This window comes from Streptomyces sporangiiformans (genome assembly GCF_005768555.2).
Lineage (GTDB): Bacteria > Actinomycetota > Actinomycetes > Streptomycetales > Streptomycetaceae > Streptomyces > Streptomyces sporangiiformans.
Genome location: NZ_VCHX02000157.1, coordinates 21973 through 36618 on the forward strand (window position 1 = coordinate 21973; position 14646 = coordinate 36618).

General features: G+C 71.1%; 18 protein-coding genes. 7 read left to right on the forward strand and 11 right to left on the reverse strand.

Features of this window, described 5'->3' with window-relative positions; translation table 11 throughout:
- Window positions 1-148: 148 nt before the first annotated feature.
- Window positions 149-1162, forward strand: a complete 1014-nt coding sequence (locus FGD71_RS25105) for a CopD family protein (RefSeq protein ID WP_420878345.1) — start codon at window positions 149-151, stop codon at window positions 1160-1162.
- A 6-nt stretch (window positions 1163-1168) separates the two neighbouring features.
- Here FGD71_RS25105 and FGD71_RS25110 read toward each other — a convergent pair whose 3' ends face one another.
- On the reverse strand, window positions 1169-1867 hold the full coding sequence (locus tag FGD71_RS25110; RefSeq protein ID WP_119102781.1) for a lysoplasmalogenase: 699 nt from the start codon (window positions 1865-1867) through the stop codon (window positions 1169-1171).
- On the reverse strand, window positions 1864-2745 hold the full coding sequence (locus FGD71_RS25115) for a sterol desaturase family protein (protein WP_119102782.1): 882 nt from the start codon (window positions 2743-2745) through the stop codon (window positions 1864-1866). The genes FGD71_RS25110 and FGD71_RS25115 overlap by 4 nt, the downstream gene beginning before the upstream one ends.
- A 396-nt stretch (window positions 2746-3141) precedes the next feature.
- Here FGD71_RS25115 and FGD71_RS25120 point away from each other — a divergent pair, with 396 nt between their 5' ends.
- The 4 genes from FGD71_RS25120 to FGD71_RS25135 all read left to right on the forward strand — a co-directional run bounded on the left by FGD71_RS25120 (window position 3142) and on the right by FGD71_RS25135 (window position 6151).
- Entirely contained in the window at window positions 3142-4137 is a 996-nt protein-coding gene (locus tag FGD71_RS25120) for a DEDDh family exonuclease (RefSeq protein ID WP_119102783.1), read from the forward strand.
- A gap of 79 nt (window positions 4138-4216) precedes the next feature.
- Entirely contained in the window at window positions 4217-4450 is a 234-nt protein-coding gene (locus FGD71_RS25125) for a hypothetical protein (protein ID WP_119102784.1), read from the forward strand.
- A gap of 96 nt (window positions 4451-4546) precedes the next feature.
- Window positions 4547-5368: an SURF1 family cytochrome oxidase biogenesis protein gene (locus tag FGD71_RS25130; RefSeq protein WP_119102796.1), complete on the forward strand. Its 822-nt coding sequence runs from the start codon at window positions 4547-4549 to the stop codon at window positions 5366-5368.
- A 27-nt stretch (window positions 5369-5395) separates the two neighbouring features.
- Entirely contained in the window at window positions 5396-6151 is a 756-nt protein-coding gene (locus FGD71_RS25135; RefSeq protein ID WP_119102785.1) for an SDR family oxidoreductase, read from the forward strand.
- A gap of 35 nt (window positions 6152-6186) precedes the next feature.
- On the opposite strand, the gene amaP is transcribed toward FGD71_RS25135, so the two are convergent.
- Genes amaP through FGD71_RS25160 form a run of 5 tightly spaced genes read right to left on the reverse strand, consistent with a single transcriptional unit; the run spans window position 6187 to window position 8580 of the window.
- Window positions 6187-6774 (reverse strand): alkaline shock response membrane anchor protein AmaP, encoded by a 588-nt coding sequence (amaP, locus tag FGD71_RS25140; protein WP_119102786.1) that lies wholly within the window; start codon window positions 6772-6774, stop codon window positions 6187-6189.
- Window positions 6771-7445, reverse strand: coding sequence for a DUF6286 domain-containing protein (locus tag FGD71_RS25145; protein ID WP_119102787.1), 675 nt, complete (start codon window positions 7443-7445; stop codon window positions 6771-6773). The genes amaP and FGD71_RS25145 overlap by 4 nt, the downstream gene beginning before the upstream one ends.
- On the reverse strand, window positions 7442-7843 hold the full coding sequence (locus tag FGD71_RS25150; RefSeq protein WP_420878344.1) for an Asp23/Gls24 family envelope stress response protein: 402 nt from the start codon (window positions 7841-7843) through the stop codon (window positions 7442-7444). The genes FGD71_RS25145 and FGD71_RS25150 overlap by 4 nt, the downstream gene beginning before the upstream one ends.
- Window positions 7844-7847: 4 nt before the next feature.
- Window positions 7848-8051 (reverse strand): hypothetical protein, encoded by a 204-nt coding sequence (locus FGD71_RS25155; protein ID WP_119102788.1) that lies wholly within the window; start codon window positions 8049-8051, stop codon window positions 7848-7850.
- 34 nt (window positions 8052-8085) lie between these two features.
- Window positions 8086-8580, reverse strand: a complete 495-nt coding sequence (locus FGD71_RS25160) for an Asp23/Gls24 family envelope stress response protein (RefSeq protein WP_119102798.1) — start codon at window positions 8578-8580, stop codon at window positions 8086-8088.
- A gap of 89 nt (window positions 8581-8669) precedes the next feature.
- On the opposite strand from FGD71_RS25160, the gene FGD71_RS25165 reads away from it, so the two are divergent.
- On the forward strand, window positions 8670-9470 hold the full coding sequence (locus FGD71_RS25165) for a nucleopolyhedrovirus P10 family protein (RefSeq protein WP_119102789.1): 801 nt from the start codon (window positions 8670-8672) through the stop codon (window positions 9468-9470).
- A 47-nt stretch (window positions 9471-9517) separates the two neighbouring features.
- Here FGD71_RS25165 and FGD71_RS25170 read toward each other — a convergent pair whose 3' ends face one another.
- The 3 genes from FGD71_RS25170 to FGD71_RS25180 all read right to left on the reverse strand — a co-directional run bounded on the left by FGD71_RS25170 (window position 9518) and on the right by FGD71_RS25180 (window position 12643).
- A complete protein-coding gene (locus FGD71_RS25170) occupies window positions 9518-10309 on the reverse strand; it encodes an enoyl-CoA hydratase/isomerase family protein (protein ID WP_119102790.1) in 792 nt (263 codons plus the stop codon).
- 139 nt (window positions 10310-10448) lie between these two features.
- Window positions 10449-10670, reverse strand: coding sequence for a helix-turn-helix domain-containing protein (locus FGD71_RS25175; protein ID WP_006123601.1), 222 nt, complete (start codon window positions 10668-10670; stop codon window positions 10449-10451).
- Between the two features lie 374 nt (window positions 10671-11044).
- On the reverse strand, window positions 11045-12643 hold the full coding sequence (locus FGD71_RS25180) for an ABC-F family ATP-binding cassette domain-containing protein (protein WP_119102791.1): 1599 nt from the start codon (window positions 12641-12643) through the stop codon (window positions 11045-11047).
- A 278-nt stretch (window positions 12644-12921) separates the two neighbouring features.
- Between FGD71_RS25180 and FGD71_RS25185 the strand changes: the two genes are divergently transcribed.
- Complete coding sequence (locus FGD71_RS25185) at window positions 12922-13329, forward strand: VOC family protein (RefSeq protein WP_119102792.1); 408 nt, start codon at window positions 12922-12924, stop codon at window positions 13327-13329.
- A gap of 34 nt (window positions 13330-13363) precedes the next feature.
- Here the strand turns inward: FGD71_RS25185 and FGD71_RS25190 are convergent, their stop codons facing one another.
- Entirely contained in the window at window positions 13364-14617 is a 1254-nt protein-coding gene (locus FGD71_RS25190; protein ID WP_119102793.1) for a hypothetical protein, read from the reverse strand.
- Between the last annotated feature and the right edge of the window lie 29 nt (window positions 14618-14646).

Genomic DNA, 14646 nt, shown 5'->3' on the forward strand with positions numbered 1-14646 from the left:
TGGCGGCCGGAAGCGTATGCATGGGCGGAATGCCATTACGTCAGTTGTTTTCCAGCACTTGCCCTGATCTGTGGCGCCTGGTGAAGATCTCGAGGTGAGTCCGATAAGACCGAGTGCCGACACCGGCGGTGAGGCGGGCGCCACCCCGGTGGCCGCGACCCCGGCGGCTGCGACCCCGGCGGCTGCGACCCGAGTGACCGCGGCCGGTGGCGGGCGTGCCGCCGTCGTGCTCGTCCTGGTGGCCCTCGCCGCGCTGATCCCGCTCCTCGGTCCGTCCACGGCGCTGCGTGGCACGGGTGAGGCCGCGGCGCCCGGCGTCGGCGGGATCGCCCTGCTGCGAGCGGTCCTGTTCGCGGCGGTGTGCGTCTCGGCGGGCGAGCTCTTCGCCGCCCGGCTGGCCCGCCGGGTACCGGGTGCTCCCCTGGAGGACGCGCCTCGCAGCTGGGCCCCCGTCGCGGCGGCCGCCGGCTTCGTCGCCGCGCTCGGCCTCGCCTCGGTCGTGGCGACGGGCAACCTGCTGCCGCGCCGCCTCTCGGACATGGACATCGGCGGCCTCTACCAGACCCGGGACGGCATGCTCGCGCTCCTGGTGGTCAACGCGTTCGTCGTGGCGGGCCTGTGCGCCCTGTCGCGCCGGCCGGCGACCCAGGTGTGGCCGCTCGCCGCGGTGGCCGTCGCGGAGGCACTGCGCGCCCACCCCGCCACCGAGGACTCCCCGCTGATCGGCTCGGGCCTGACGCTCGTTCATGTGACATGCGCCGCCCTGTGGGTCGGCGGTCTGCTGCATGTCCTGCGCATGCTGCGGCGGTGGCGCGCCACCGCTCCCGGGGAGGGCATCGCCGTATTGGGCCTCTACGCGCGCGTGGCGGCTCTTCTGTTCGCCGCGATCACCGTGACGGGCGTGTGCAGCACTCTGCGCCGGATGCCGGCCGGCTCGGTCCTGGAGCAGCTGACCACGACGGCGTACGGCCGCACCCTGCTCGCCAAGGTGCTCCTCGTGGTCGCCGTCGCCGCCCTCGCCCTGTGCGCACGCCGTCGGCTGCGGCGCTCGTCCGATCCGCTCACCGCCTACTCCCCCGCCCGCGCGGAGGTCGTCTTCCTGGGAACGGTCGTCGCGCTGTCCGCCGCGCTCACGGCACTGCCGGTACCGATCCGCTGGTGACGAGCATCAGGGGGTGACCATGACCTCGCGGTCGGTGCGCCGGTCCATCACGCCCCGCACCAGCAGGAGTTGCGCCGCGATGTAGGTGAGCATGATCCAGAAGTCGGGCCGCGGGAGCTGCGGCCACTCGGCGACTCCGGTCGCGATGAGGGTGTCCGAGAGCATGAACAGGACGCCGCCGAGGGCGGCGGTGGGCCCGAGCCGGGTGGCTCGGTACGCCATGGCGGTGAGCAGCACGCTGTAGGCGGCGACGGGGACGCGCAGCTCCGGAGGCAGGTCCGGCCACAGGAGCGTGACCGTGGTGGCGAGGGCGAGGCCGTAGCCGCCCGCGAGCCGGGCTCCGGGGGGCGTCCCCTTCCGCGCGTGCGGCTCGGGGGGTGCCCCGTATCGCCTGAAGAGAAGCAGGTAGCAGAGGTGCCCGCAGGCGAAGGAGCTCATCCCCGCGAGGAACGCCGCGTCGTGGTCGGACAGCAGGAGCGTGTCACCGCCCCACCCGAACAGGAGCGCGGCGACGAGGAGCCCAGGGCCGCCGCACAGGCCCGCGTGGGCGGCGAGCAGTGGCATGAGGAGGGGCTTGGTGAGGGCGTGGCCGATGTCGGAACCGGCCGCCAGACAGACGAGATCGGCGAGGGTGACCAGACCGAAGGCGACGAGAAGCACGCGCGCGTACCGCTCGCGGGCCGCCGGATCGCGGCTCTGTCTCACGCGGCCGTCTCCGTGACGGGTTCGGTGCGCGGCTTGTCGATGCCGCCCGGCGTCGGCTGCCAGCCGGGCCCCCGGAACACCCGCCCCGCCCGCTCACGCCAACTGCTCGCCGCTCTCAGGTCCCTGGCGATGGCGGCGTACTCGTGTGTGGCGACCCTCAGCGGGTTGTACGTGTCGATGTTCTTGGTCAGGCCGTACACCGGCCGCTCGGTCTCCTGGACGAACGAGCCGAAGAGCCGGTCCCAGACGATGAGGATGCCGCCGAAGTTCCGGTCCAGATAACCCCCTTGGGAGGCGTGGTGGACCCGGTGGTGCGAGGGAGTGTTGAAGACGAACTCGACGGCGCGGGGCAGCTTCCCGATGCGCTCGGTGTGGATCCAGAACTGATACACGAGATTCGCGGACGAACAGAACGCGAGCGCCGCCGGATGGACGCCGACGGCGACGAGAGGAACGTAGAACGGCCAGACGGTCCAGCTGGTCCACGGCTGCCTCAGCGCCGTGGTGAGGTTGAACCTCCGGCTGGAGTGGTGCACCACATGGCAGGCCCAGAGGATCCGGATCACGTGATGCCCGCGGTGCGACCAGTAGTAGAAGAAGTCCTGCGCGAGCAGCATGAGCGGCACGGTCCACCACAGGACGGGCACGCGCAGCGGTGTCAGCGCGTAGATCCCCGTGTAGAGGGCGACGATCGGGATCTTCCACAGAAAGTCGAAGGCCAGACTGCCGAGCCCCATGCCCACACTCGTCAGGGAGTCCTTCGTCTCGTACCCCGCGGCATCCTCGTCCGGATGGATCCGGACGCTCACCATCTCGATGACGGTGAGCAGTACAAACGCGGGTATCGACCACAGCACGACATCGGGGAGGTTCGGCATGGGTGCACCGTAGGACCCCTGGTGGACTGCGGCTAGACGTTGTTACCCACAAGTATTACCGGGGGTACGCGCTTGCTTCTTGGTGGTCTCCGCCAATGCCCGCGAGACCCGCCCTACGATGCGAAGTCCCGGCCACCGGGCGCTTTTCTTCCTTCGTAGGCCGTAACCCGCTGGGCGCGCGGCACGTTTGCCTCACGTCGTCGAAAGGTCCACAGGCGTGCGCGCCACGGTGCGCCTCTCGACTCCAACAGGTGACCTCGGCAGGGTTTCGGGCAACTTCTTTGCGGCACCGCGCACTTCGTGAGGTGACCGGCGGACGCTGTCTGCCAGGCCCTGTCGTCAAGTCCCGGACTCCGGCTGCAGGACTGTCAGTCGGGCCCTTTATCCTCGGTGACCATGCTCGAAGACCGTACGACCGCAGCGTCCGCAGCCCCGTGGCCGGCCGCGTATCCGCAGGGATACGCGGTCGTCGATGTGGAGACCACCGGCCTGGCCCGCGACGACCGCATAGTGTCGGCCGCGGTTTACCGGCTGGACGCGCGCGGCGAGGTCGAGGACCACTGGTACACGACGGTGAACCCGGAGCGGGATCCCGGCCCGGTGTGGATCCACGGTCTGACGAGCGAGGCGCTCGAAGGTGCGCCTCTTTTCCCGGACATCGCCGAGGAGTTCGCGACCCGGCTCGACGGCCGCGTGCTCGTCGCGCACAACGCCGTCTTCGACTGGTCGATGATCGCGCGGGAGTACGCGCGCGCGGAGCGTGAGGCACCGGTCCGTCAGCGGCTGTGCACCATCGCCCTGTCCAAGGAACTGGGCCTGCCGCTGGCCAACCACAAACTGGAGTCCCTCGCCGCGCACTTCGGCGTCGTACAGCGGCGCGCGCACCACGCGCTCGACGACGCGCGGGTACTCGCCGAGGCGTTCCGCCCGAGCCTGCACGCCGCCGCGCGCGACGGCGTACGACTGCCGCTGCTGGAGTGTCGGCCGCTGACGGAGTGGACGGACCGTTCCGCGCCGCCGATCGGCCGGCAGGCGAGCGGCGGGGGCTATGGCAGTTACCGGCCCGGGAGTTGGCGTCCCTCGCGCAAGCGGCCCGCGTGCCCTTATCCCAACCCCGGGCGATATGAACCGGGCAGGCCTCTCAAACAGGGCATGCGGGTGGCGTTCTCCGGGGACACGTCGGTCGAACGTGAGCTCTTGGAGGACCGCGCCGTCGAGGCGGGCCTGCATGTCGCGACGAGCCTGTCCCGCCTCACCAGCCTCCTCGTCACGAACGACCCGGACTCCGGTACGTCCAAGGCGGTCAAGGCGCGCCAGTTCGGGACACCGGTGGTCGACGAGGCGGCGTTCGGCCAGCTGCTTCAGGACGTGGAGCCGGCCTCGAAGGCATGACGAGGCGTACGGGTGATTGGCGGGCGACTCGCCCGGCGACCGCTCGCCCGCACCACCGCCGCGGCCCACCCTGTGGCGCATGACACGTTGCGAGGTCTGCGGGAACGACTACGGCATGACGTTCGAGGTGCACGCGCAGGGCGCGGTGCACGTCTTCGACTGTTTCGCCTGCGCCATCCACCGCATGGCGCCCATCTGCGAGCACTGTCGCGTCCAGATCATCGGCCAGGGGGTCGAGGCCGACGGCCGCTGGTTCTGCGGGGCGCACTGCGCCCGCGCGGAGGGGAAGGTGGGAATCGTCGACAAGGTCTGACCCCCTGCGCCCCCGAGGCCCGGAGCCGGTGGGCCCATCGGCTCCGAGTCACCCCCTGACCGTCGGCACCCCATGACCGAGTTGTACGGTCGTGGGGTGTACCGCTTCCTGTTGTCCCGGCAGTGGGTGATCCTCACCCTCATCATGCTCGCGCTCATCCCCACGATGATCGAGCTGGGCTTCTGGCAGCTGCACCGCCACGAGCAGCGGGTCGCGCTGAACACGGTGATCTCCGACTCGCTGGCGGCGAAGCCGGCCCCCGCCGAGTCCCTCACCGCGCCGGGCCGCACCGTCCCCCACCACGACCTGTACCGCAGGGTGACCGCGCAGGGCACCTTCGACACCGGACACGAGGTCGTGGTCCGCCGCCGTACCAACTCCGACGAAGAGGTCGGCTTCCACGTCCTGACCCCGTTCGTCCTGGACGACGGCCGGGTGCTCATGGTCAACCGGGGCTGGATCCCCGCGAACGGCGCGCAGACGGAGTTCCCGAAGATTCCCGCGCCCCCGAAGGGCGAGATCACCGTCACCGGCCGGCTCATGGCCGACGAGACGACCGCCGACAGCGGTATCAAGGACCTGCGCGGCCTCCCCGAGCGGCAGGTCATGCTGATCAACAGCAAGCAGCAGGCCAAGTTCCTCGGCAAGCAGGTCCTCGGCGGCTACATCGAGATGACGGCCCCCGGGCCGAAGGGCGGCAGCCCCGAGCTGCTCCCCGACCCCGACCACAGCAGCATCGGCCCTCACATGGCGTACGCGGTCCAGTGGTGGCTCTTCGCCGCGGGCGTGCCCGTGGGCTGGCTGATCCTGGTCCGCCGGGAACGTCAAGAGCGGGCGGAAGCGGCGGCGGCCGCTGCGGATGCCTCGGACGCTTCAGAGACACCGGAGACACCGGAGACGACACCCGCTGCCGTATAGCTGACGCCAGGAGGCAGGATAGGGGCCATGGATCTTGGACTGAAGGACCGTGTCTACGTCGTCACCGGAGCCACCCGCGGCCTGGGCCATGCCTCCGCGCGTGAACTCCTCGCCGACGGCGCGAAGGTGATCATAACGGGGCGTGACGAGAAGACGGTGGCCGAGGCCGCCGCGGGACTGGGCCCGAACGCGCACGGCGTCGCCGTGGACAACGCCGATCCCACGGCCCCGACGGGCCTGATCGCGGCCGCGCGCGAGCGCTTCGGCGGCTTCGACGGCATCCTGATCAGCGTCGGCGGCCCGGCGCCCGGCTTCGCCGCCGACAACACGGACGAACAGTGGCAGTCGGCGTTCGAGTCCGTCTTCCTGGGCGCGGTCAGGCTGGCCCGCGCGGCGGCCGCGGAGCTGGACGAGGGCGGTGTCATCGGCTTCGTGCTCTCCGCTTCGGTGCACGAGCCGATCCCGGGCCTGACCATCTCCAACGGCCTGCGCCCCGGCCTGGCGGGCTTCGCCAAGTCACTCTCGGACGAGCTCGGCCCCCGTGGCATCCGCGTCGTCGGCCTGCTCCCGTCCCGCATCGACACGGACCGCGTCCGCGAGCTCGACGGCTCCTCCCCCGACCCGGAGGCCACGCGCGCGGCCCACGAGTCCCGCATCCCGCTGCGGCGCTACGGCACACCGGAGGAGTTCGGCCGCACGGCCGCCTTCCTGCTGTCACCGGCGGCGTCGTATCTGACGGGAATCATGCTGCCGGTGGACGGCGGGGCGCGGCACGGGTTCTAGGCAGCACGCAGCACGCAGCACGCCAAGGATCCCGGTCAACTCACCCGCTCGGCCCCGTGCTTGACCGCACGCAGGCGCACCTCCGCCGGGAGCGTGGCCAGTCCGGCAGAGTCCCGGGCATGGGTAAGCGCCTCCGTCGTCAGACGGTACAGCGCGTCACCGGGGTCGACATGCGGTTCCAGACGCATCCGCACCCGCGCCTGGGGGGTGCTGCGCCGACCGGTCAGCGCCGCCTGCGCGCGCCCGACGCCGTCCAGCGCGCCCGCTTCAGCGGCAAGGACGCCTTCCAGTGCCCGCCCGCGCAGCAACGCGCCCTCGCCGTCTCCGGTGTCGACGAGCACCTCCGCGAGCCGGCGGCGGCGCAGCACCGCGATCAGCCACCACAGGGCGAGCAGTACGACGACGGCGAGTACGGCGATGACAGTGGGCCACCACCAGCCCTCGTCCCGCCACCGCGTCCGGTCCGCGTCGCTCAGCAGTACATCCCGCTCCCCGTCGTGGATCCACCACGAGGGCGGGTCCAGGCCCAGGCCGACAGCGAGCACGGAGCCGCCGAGCACGAGCAGGAGCAGCCCGGCGAGACCCAGCAGGACACGGTTCACGATTCTCAGCACCGCCATCACCCCTTCCGTCCCGGCCGCGCGACCCGCACCGACAAGGCGGGGCGCCGGGCCAGCCCGAGCTGCCTGATGCCGTCGGCGAGCGTGGCGTCCATGTCGGCGCGTACGTCGTCGAGTTCGCGGAAGTGCGACACCGCGCGCACGGTGACCTTCCTGCGCCGCACACGGACGCGTACCGAGCGCACGCCGGAGACCTCGATGGCCCGGTCGCGCAGCACCATGGCGGCCGCGCCGCGGTGCAGACCGGCTCGTACGTCGGGGTGGGCGCGGCGCATCGGCAGCACATCGCGCAGTCCGGGCGTCACGGCGAGCACGAGCAGCCAGACGCCGAGGGCCGTCGCGACCCCGGCGCCGACGAGCACCCATGTGTCGTCGAGGGGCCGCTCGGCGAGCTCCCGGGCCAGGGTCTTGCGCCATGCCATGGCGTCCCGGTCCGCGCGCACGGCGGCGACGTCGTACAGCAGGAGGCCCACGCCGGCCAGGGTCAGCAGGGCGAGGATGCCCGCGGGGATGCGGCGCGCCGACCAGAAGCGGCCGTCGCCGTGTTCCCCTGCGTCGGCGGTCGGCAGCGGTTCGTACGCCGCCGAGGACGCGGACTGGCCGAGTTCGTTGTCGGCCCCCTTCTCCATGACAGGCAACTGCTGGGTGCCCTCGGGGCCCTGGGACTCGCTCATTGCGTCCTCCCCTGTGCCGCACCGCGGGACTGCATCGAGTGCAGCCGCTCCACCTGGACGGTGACCTCCGGCACATCCATTCCCGCCAGCATCTTTACCCGCCGGGCGACCTGGCGACGCACGGCGGCGCACTGACCGCCGATGTCGGAGGGGTAGTCGAGTTCGAGGCTGACCCGGACGCGGGCAGTGTCGTGGCGCACGACGACCGTGGCGTGCGGAGGCCCGGCGTCCGGAGGCAGCACGACAAGGGCCTCGCGCGCCGCGCGCGAGGCGATCTTCGCCACGACCCGGTCGGCGATCCGGGTCGCGCCGCGCTCGGCCGCTGCGACCCTCCTGCCTGGATCGACGGGATCGCCGGGCCGGGTGGGCGCGGCGGCCCGGACGCGCTCATCGGGCACGGTGTCACCGCTGCCGGTCGCGACGGGTACGGAAGTCGCCACGGGTACGGAAGAAGTCCCCGAGTTCCCAGTCGCCCTCAAGGAACCGGCCGACCACGAAGCCGATGGCGCCGAGAGCCGCCACCAGGACGAAGGCACCGAACCCGCCGAAGTATCCGGCGAATCCCAGGGCCATTCCGGCGATCATGCCGATCGCGGCCATGCTCATGCTGCGCTCCTCTGCGCGTCAAAAATGGCTGATGTTATTGGAGCCGGGTCTCCTCTTCCTCTTCCTCTTCTTCCGGCAGCTTGACATCGCTGACCGCGATGTTGACCTCGACGACCTCGAGGCCCGTCATGCGTTCGACGGCCGAGATGACGTTCTCGCGCACGGCACCGGCGACCTCGGTGATCGAGACGCCGTAGTCGACGACGATCTCCAGGTCGAGCGCTGTCTGCACCTCGCCGACCTCGGCCTTCACACCCCGGGTCACGGACTTCGTGCCGCCCGGTACTCGGTCCCTCACCGCTCCGAAGGTGCGCGAGAGCCCGCTGCCCATCGCATGCACCCCGAGCACATCGCGGGCCGCGAGCCCGGCGATCTTCTCCACTACTCCGTCCGCGATGGTCGTACGTCCCCGGGATGCCGGGTCGCCTCCACCGCGCTTGGTCACACTGGGCCTGCGGGCCCGTACATCCGGCGCGTCTTTCTCGCGCTCGGGGTTCTCCGTCCGGTTCCGCTGCGTCGCTTCGGTCATCGCCATGCGTCCCTTCCGGCTTGTACTCCTTCCCTCACATTAAGTGTGGTTGCACGGCCGCGCAGCCTGTGATGCGGCAGGCTGGAGGAATGACGGCGGATCAGTGGACCCGGGCAGTACGACATCAGCTCGGCCTCGGCAGACTCCTGCCCCTGGGCGGGCCACAGGACGGTGCCTGGCTGACGGAATCGGCGGCGGACTCGTTCCTGCGCCGCGCGGCGCGCGACGTGCCGGGCGTGCGCCTGGGCGCGCTACGGCTCGGGCTCGCCGACCCGGAGCAGACCCAAGTGGCCGCCGTACCGCCTCCGCCGAGCGCGCTGCCGCCGGGGCCGCTGCGGATCAGCGGCGAGTTCGAGGCCACCCTCGCGAGCGCCGACCCCCTCCCGTCGCTCGCGGCCGTCCTGCGCGCGGCCCTCGCCGCGGCGGCGACGGAGCGGCTCGGGCTGACGGTCACCGAGGTGGATCTGCGGGTGACGGGGTTGCTGGAGGAGGACGAGACCGACGTACGCCCCAATGGGCTACAGCACCCCGAGGAGCCGGAACCGGGGCCGGGCACGGAGCCGGAGCCGGACGACGACGAGTCCCGCGTGGCAGCCGCCGCCCTGGCCGTCCCGGGCGTGACCCGGCTGACCGGCGCACTCGGCGGCCTGGCTCGCCCGGTGCACATCACGGAGTACTCGGCCGACGCCGCGCTGCCGCGCCGCCACGTCCGCGTGGAGATCGCGGTGCGCGCGGACCGGCGAACAGTGGACGTGGCCCGCGAGGTCCGCGCGGCAGCGAGCGAGGCACTACCGGACCACCCGACGGTGGCCGTACTGGTCACAGAGGTAAGCGCCCCTTCAGGGGCGCGGGGAACTGCGCGACCAGCCACAACCGCCCCGCAGCCGTAATACCTCCCCAGCCCCACAGAGCCCTTCCCGGCCCCTTTCGCGGAGCGTCAGTCGCCCACGCCCGCCAGATCCCGCAGCCGCCGCGCCTGAGCGGCACGCTCGGCGACCCGCTGCTCCTCGTACGTCCGATCCTGCGCCCCGCGCAGCAACGCCTTCGTCTCGATCACGGCATCCCGCGGCGCGGCCAGCAGCACCGAGGCCAGGTCGCGTACGGCGTCGTCGAGCTGGTCGGCGGGTACGGCGAGGTTCGCGAGGCCGGTGCTCACGGCCTCCTCGGCCTGGATGAAGCGTCCCGTCGCGCAGATTTCGAGCGCGCGGGCGTAACCGACCAGCCCCACCAGCGGATGCGTACCCGTGAGGTCGGGGACCAGGCCCAGGCTGGTCTCGCGCATGGCGAACTGCACGTCGTCCGCGACAACGCGCAGATCACAGGCGAGGGCAAGCTGGAAGCCGGCCCCGATCGCATGTCCCTGGACGGCGGCGATGGACACGATGTCGCTCCGCCGCCACCAGGTGAAACCCTCCTGGTATTCGGCGATCGTCGCGTCGAGCTCGGTGTCCGAACCGCGCGCCAGATCGATGAACGACGGCTCGCCGTCGAAGCCCTCGGGCGTGAACGCCCGCCGGTCGAGCCCCGCGGAGAAGGACTTGCCCTCGGCGCGCAGCACGACGACACGAACGGTGCCCGGCAGTAGCTGACCGGCCTCGGTCAACGCCCGCCACAGAGCGGGGCTCTGCGCGTTGCGCTTGGCCGGGTTGGTCAGCGTCACCGTGGCGATCGTCTCGTCGACGGTGAGCCGTACGCCGTCCTTGTCGAGTACCGGGTCGAGCGAAGCCATGGGGCGCCTCCGATGGGTGCGGTCAGAGTGGGTGCGGTGTGAGGACACCAGCACCCATAAGTGACTGCACAGTAACCACCCGACCGATCGCCCGACCGACCGGGTGGTCACCATCGAGGAATGATGAGCCGCCCTGGTGTCAGGCCGACGCGGCCTTCTTGCCCCGCGTCGCTCCGCCACGCCCTCGAAGCGTGACACCCGACTCGCTGAGCATCCGGTGGACGAATCCATACGAGCGGCCGGTCTCCTCGGCCAGCGCCCGGATACTCGCACCGGAGTCGTACTTCTTCTTCAGGTCTGCCGCGAGCTTGTCGCGCGCGGCGCCGGTCACCCGGCTGCCCTTCTTCAGAGTCTCGGCCACCCGTGCCTCCTCATGGGAAGTGCGCTCTGGACTTCTCATGATCACCCCTCAAGAGCTTCCTGGCCACCCATTCGGCAAGGTCCGTGAAACAAGGTTTGTGCCGCGGTAGCCCGTAGCCATGAGCGGAATCTCGAATTCCGGGTGTCCGTGTTCGTTCCGCCGAACGGGTTCATCGACGAAGGTCCAGGTCAGCGGCGCGATGTGGCCGAGCCGTCGGAAAGTGAGAACTCGTCCGCGAAATCGATGTAGGACACACCTCAGTACGAGGAGATCTCACACAGATGATGGATCACGGATGAGCCGAATGATCCATATGGAGTTGATCATTCTTCGATCAAGCACCGCCGCCCCCGCTCCGGGCCGAGGCGACGGCCTCAGGCAAGCGCCACCAGGTCGGCGTAGTCCGCGCCCCACAGGTCCTCGACGCCGTCGGGCAGCAGGATGATCCGCTCCGGCTGGAGTGCGTCGACCGCGCCTTCGTCGTGGGTGACGAGCACGACGGCGCCCTTGTAGGTGCGCAGCGCGCCGAGGATCTCCTCGCGGCTGGCCGGGTCGAGGTTGTTCGTCGGCTCGTCGAGGAGGAGGACGTTCGCGGACGACACCACGAGGGTGGCGAGCGCGAGCCGGGTCTTCTCGCCGCCCGACAGGACCCGGGCCGGCTTGTCGACGTCGTCGCCGGAGAAGAGGAACGAGCCGAGCACCTTGCGGACCGCGACGAGGTCCATGTCAGGCGCGGCCGAGCGCATGTTCTCCAGGACCGTACGGTCGGGATCGAGGGTCTCGTGCTCCTGCGCGTAGTAGCCGAGCTTGAGCCCGTGGCCCTCCATGACCTGGCCGGTGTCGGGCTTCTCCACGCCGCCGAGGAGCCTCAACAGGGTCGTCTTGCCCGCGCCGTTGAGGCCCAGGATGACGACGCGCGAACCCTTGTCGATGGCCAGGTCGACGTCGGTGAAGATCTCCAGGGAGCCGTACGACTTCGACAGGCCCTCGGCGGTGAGCGGTGTCTTGCCGCAGGGCGCGGGCTCGGGGAAGCGGAGCTTGGCCACCTTGTCGGACTTGCGCTCGGCCTCCAGGCCGGCCAGCAGCTTGTCCGCGCGGCGGGCCATGTTCTGCGCGGCGACGGTCTTCGTGGCCTTGGCACGCATCTTGTCGGCCTGCGAGTGGAGCGCCGAGGCCTTCTTCTCGGCGTTCTGCCGCTCACGCTTGCGGCGCTTCTCGTCGGCCTCGCGCTGCTGCTGGTAGAGCTTCCAGCCCATGTTGTAGACGTCGATCTGGGAGCGGTTGGCGTCCAGGTAGAACACCTTGTTGACGACCGTCTCGACGAGGTCGACGTCGTGGGAGATCACGATGAAGCCGCCGCGGTAGGTCTTCAGGTAGTCGCGCAGCCAGACGATCGAGTCGGCGTCGAGGTGGTTCGTCGGCTCGTCGAGGAGCAGCGTGTCCGCGTCCGAGAAGAGGATGCGGGCCAGCTCGATGCGACGGCGCTGACCGCCGGAGAGGGTGTGCAGGGGCTGCCCGAGCACCCGGTCGGGCAGATTGAGCGCGGCGGCGATGGTGGCGGCCTCGGCCTCGGCGGAGTACCCGCCCTTGGTGAGGAACTCGGTCTCCTGCCGCTCGTACTGCTTGAGCGCCTTGTCCCGGGTGGCACCCTGGCCGTTCGCGATGCGCTGCTCGTTGTCACGCATCTTGCGGATCAGGGTGTCCAGGCCGCGCGCGGACAAGATGCGGTCACGGGCGAGCATGTCGAGGTCGCCGGTGCGCGGGTCCTGCGGGAGGTAGCCGACTTCGCCGGAGCGCGTCACACTGCCCGCGGCGGGGATGCCCTCGCCTGCGAGGACCTTCGTGAGGGTCGTCTTGCCGGCGCCGTTGCGGCCGACCAGGCCGATGCGGTCGCCCTTGGCGATACGGAAGGTGGCGGACTCGATGAGGACACGGGCACCGGCGCGCAGCTCGATACCGGAGGCGGAGATCACGGACAGACTCCAGGGCAGGGTCGATGACGGGGTGGGCGGCTGAGGTCGTTCACGCCGTCTAGTGCGCGAGGAGAATGGCCATGGGCCAAGTCTAACGGCGCCATGCAAGCACTTTTTCTGCGTACGGATGTTCTACGTCACCTTCACGACTCAGGAGTTCGTAGCCCGGGCGAGCATGGGTCGGTCGGCTCGGGAGGCGTTGTCGGTGCCGGGTGCAACACTGTGGAGCAGGTCACATTCTTCCGACGAAACGACGGGAAGTGGTTGGTGTGACAGGCATGGAAGGCGGACGCCCGAGCATCTACCCCACGCTGCTGTACGCGGACGCGAAGGCCGCGATCAGGCAGCTCACGGAGGCCTTCGGGTTCAGTGAGGCGTCGGTGTACGAGGGCGAGGACGGCTTGGTGCTGCACGCGGAGCTGGTGCAGGGCAATGGCGCGGTGATGCTCGGCTCCCGGGGCCGCGGCGGCCGCTTCGACGAGGCGATGAAGGGCGCGGGCCCGGCGGGGGTGTACATCGTCGTGGACGACGTGGACGCGCATCACCAGCAGGCCGTGGACCACGGGGCGGAGATCCTCATGGCGCCCACGGACCAGGAGTACGGCTCGCGGGACTACATGGCCCGGGACATCGAGGGCAACATCTGGAGCTTCGGCACGTACGCCCCGGAGATAAGCGCCCCCTAGGCCCTGTCCGGCCCTGATCCGCCGGACAGGCGCCCTAACTGCCTCCGGTGTGTACCTGGAAGGCGGCGCGGCGTACGGCCTTGGCCAGGGCCGGGTCGGGGTGTGCGGCGGCGAGGGCGACCAGGACCTGCACGGTGCGGGGGTGCCCGATCGCGCGCACCTCGTCGAGCAGGGCGGGCACAGTGGGCTGCACCGCGGACTCCAAGTGCCGTACGAGGAGCGGGGCTTCGCCGTGGTCGGCGACCGCCGCGGCGGTGTCGACCCACAGCCAGGTGGCCTCGTCGCGCGTGAGCACCTCGTGGGCGTCCTCGGGGTCGTGGCCGTCGTGCTCGGCGAGCCAGAGCAGGGCGTACGGGCGCAGGTGGGTCTCGTCCACCACAGCGCGCACGTCCGGCTCGGCGGGTGCGCCGACGACACGCAGCGCTTCGAAGGCGAGTCCGCGCAGGAGAGCGTCCTCACCGCGCGCCGCGTCGAGGAGCTCGGTGACGGCGCTGCCGACAGGGCGGGCGGCGAGCCAGGCCCGGTACTCGGCGCGGGCCGCGTTCGGGCGGAGCTGGGCGCAGCCGCGGAGCATGTCCTCGGCGGCCTGCTCGATGTTCCCGGCAGGGCTCTGTGCGGCGACGCAGATCTGCTCCAGCTTGACCCAGACGGCCCAGCTGCCGAGCGGGGTGAGCGTGGCCTGGCCGTCGGCGCAGGTGAGGGCGCCCACGGCGGCGAGGGCGTGCAGGGCCCAGTCGAGCAGGGGGGCCAGCGGAGTGTCCTCGGCCTGGTCCTCGACGGGTTCGGGCTGCGGTCCGTAGGGGATTTCGCAGCGCTCGGTGCGCAGCTCCGTGACGCGCTGTTCGAGCAGGTCGAGGAGTTGTGCGACGGGGACGGGGCCCGCGGAGAGCTGGAGGAAGGAGAGGACCTGGGGCATGGCCGAGACGACCTCGCCGACGGCGGCGGGCTCGCGGCCGTCCGGACCGGAGTGCGCGATCGACCAGGCGTCGAACAGGGCGACCCAGCCGCGTAGTACGGCGCTGTCGTCGCGGTCCCAGGCACGCAGCCGCCAGCCCGGGCGCGCGCTGTCGCCGTGCACCTCGATGAGGCCCGCGAGCCGCGCGGTGTCCCAGTCCTCGCGGACCTGAACCGGAGTCAGGGCCAGCTCCGTGGCGGCCCGTTCGGCGGTCGCGTCGGAGAGGGTGCCCTTGCCGTCGGATGTGGCGCCGTCGCGGTCCCGGCCGGGGCTCAGGGCGGCGTCGGCCCAGCGGGCGACGCGAGCCGCGCCGGCGAGTTCGGCGCGCGCCATGCGAGCCAGCTCCGCGGGCGCCGGGGTGC

Bases quoted from the DNA above. Each gene is read 5' to 3' on its own strand.
- FGD71_RS25115 (WP_119102782.1), bottom strand. From the start codon at position 2,745: ATGCCGAACCTCCCCGATGTCGTGCTGTGGTCGATACCCGCGTTTGTA.
- FGD71_RS25120 (WP_119102783.1), top strand. From the start codon at position 3,142: ATGCTCGAAGACCGTACGACCGCAGCGTCCGCAGCCCCGTGGCCGGCC.
- FGD71_RS25125 (WP_119102784.1), top strand. From the start codon at position 4,217: ATGACACGTTGCGAGGTCTGCGGGAACGACTACGGCATGACGTTCGAG.
- FGD71_RS25135 (WP_119102785.1), top strand. From the start codon at position 5,396: ATGGATCTTGGACTGAAGGACCGTGTCTACGTCGTCACCGGAGCCACC.
- FGD71_RS25145 (WP_119102787.1), bottom strand. From the start codon at position 7,445: ATGAGCGAGTCCCAGGGCCCCGAGGGCACCCAGCAGTTGCCTGTCATG.
- FGD71_RS25155 (WP_119102788.1), bottom strand. From the start codon at position 8,051: ATGAGCATGGCCGCGATCGGCATGATCGCCGGAATGGCCCTGGGATTC.
- FGD71_RS25160 (WP_119102798.1), bottom strand. From the start codon at position 8,580: ATGACCGAAGCGACGCAGCGGAACCGGACGGAGAACCCCGAGCGCGAG.
- FGD71_RS25165 (WP_119102789.1), top strand. From the start codon at position 8,670: ATGACGGCGGATCAGTGGACCCGGGCAGTACGACATCAGCTCGGCCTC.
- FGD71_RS25170 (WP_119102790.1), bottom strand. From the start codon at position 10,309: ATGGCTTCGCTCGACCCGGTACTCGACAAGGACGGCGTACGGCTCACC.
- FGD71_RS25185 (WP_119102792.1), top strand. From the start codon at position 12,922: ATGGAAGGCGGACGCCCGAGCATCTACCCCACGCTGCTGTACGCGGAC.
- FGD71_RS25190 (WP_119102793.1), bottom strand. From the start codon at position 14,617: ATGGCGCGCGCCGAACTCGCCGGCGCGGCTCGCGTCGCCCGCTGGGCC.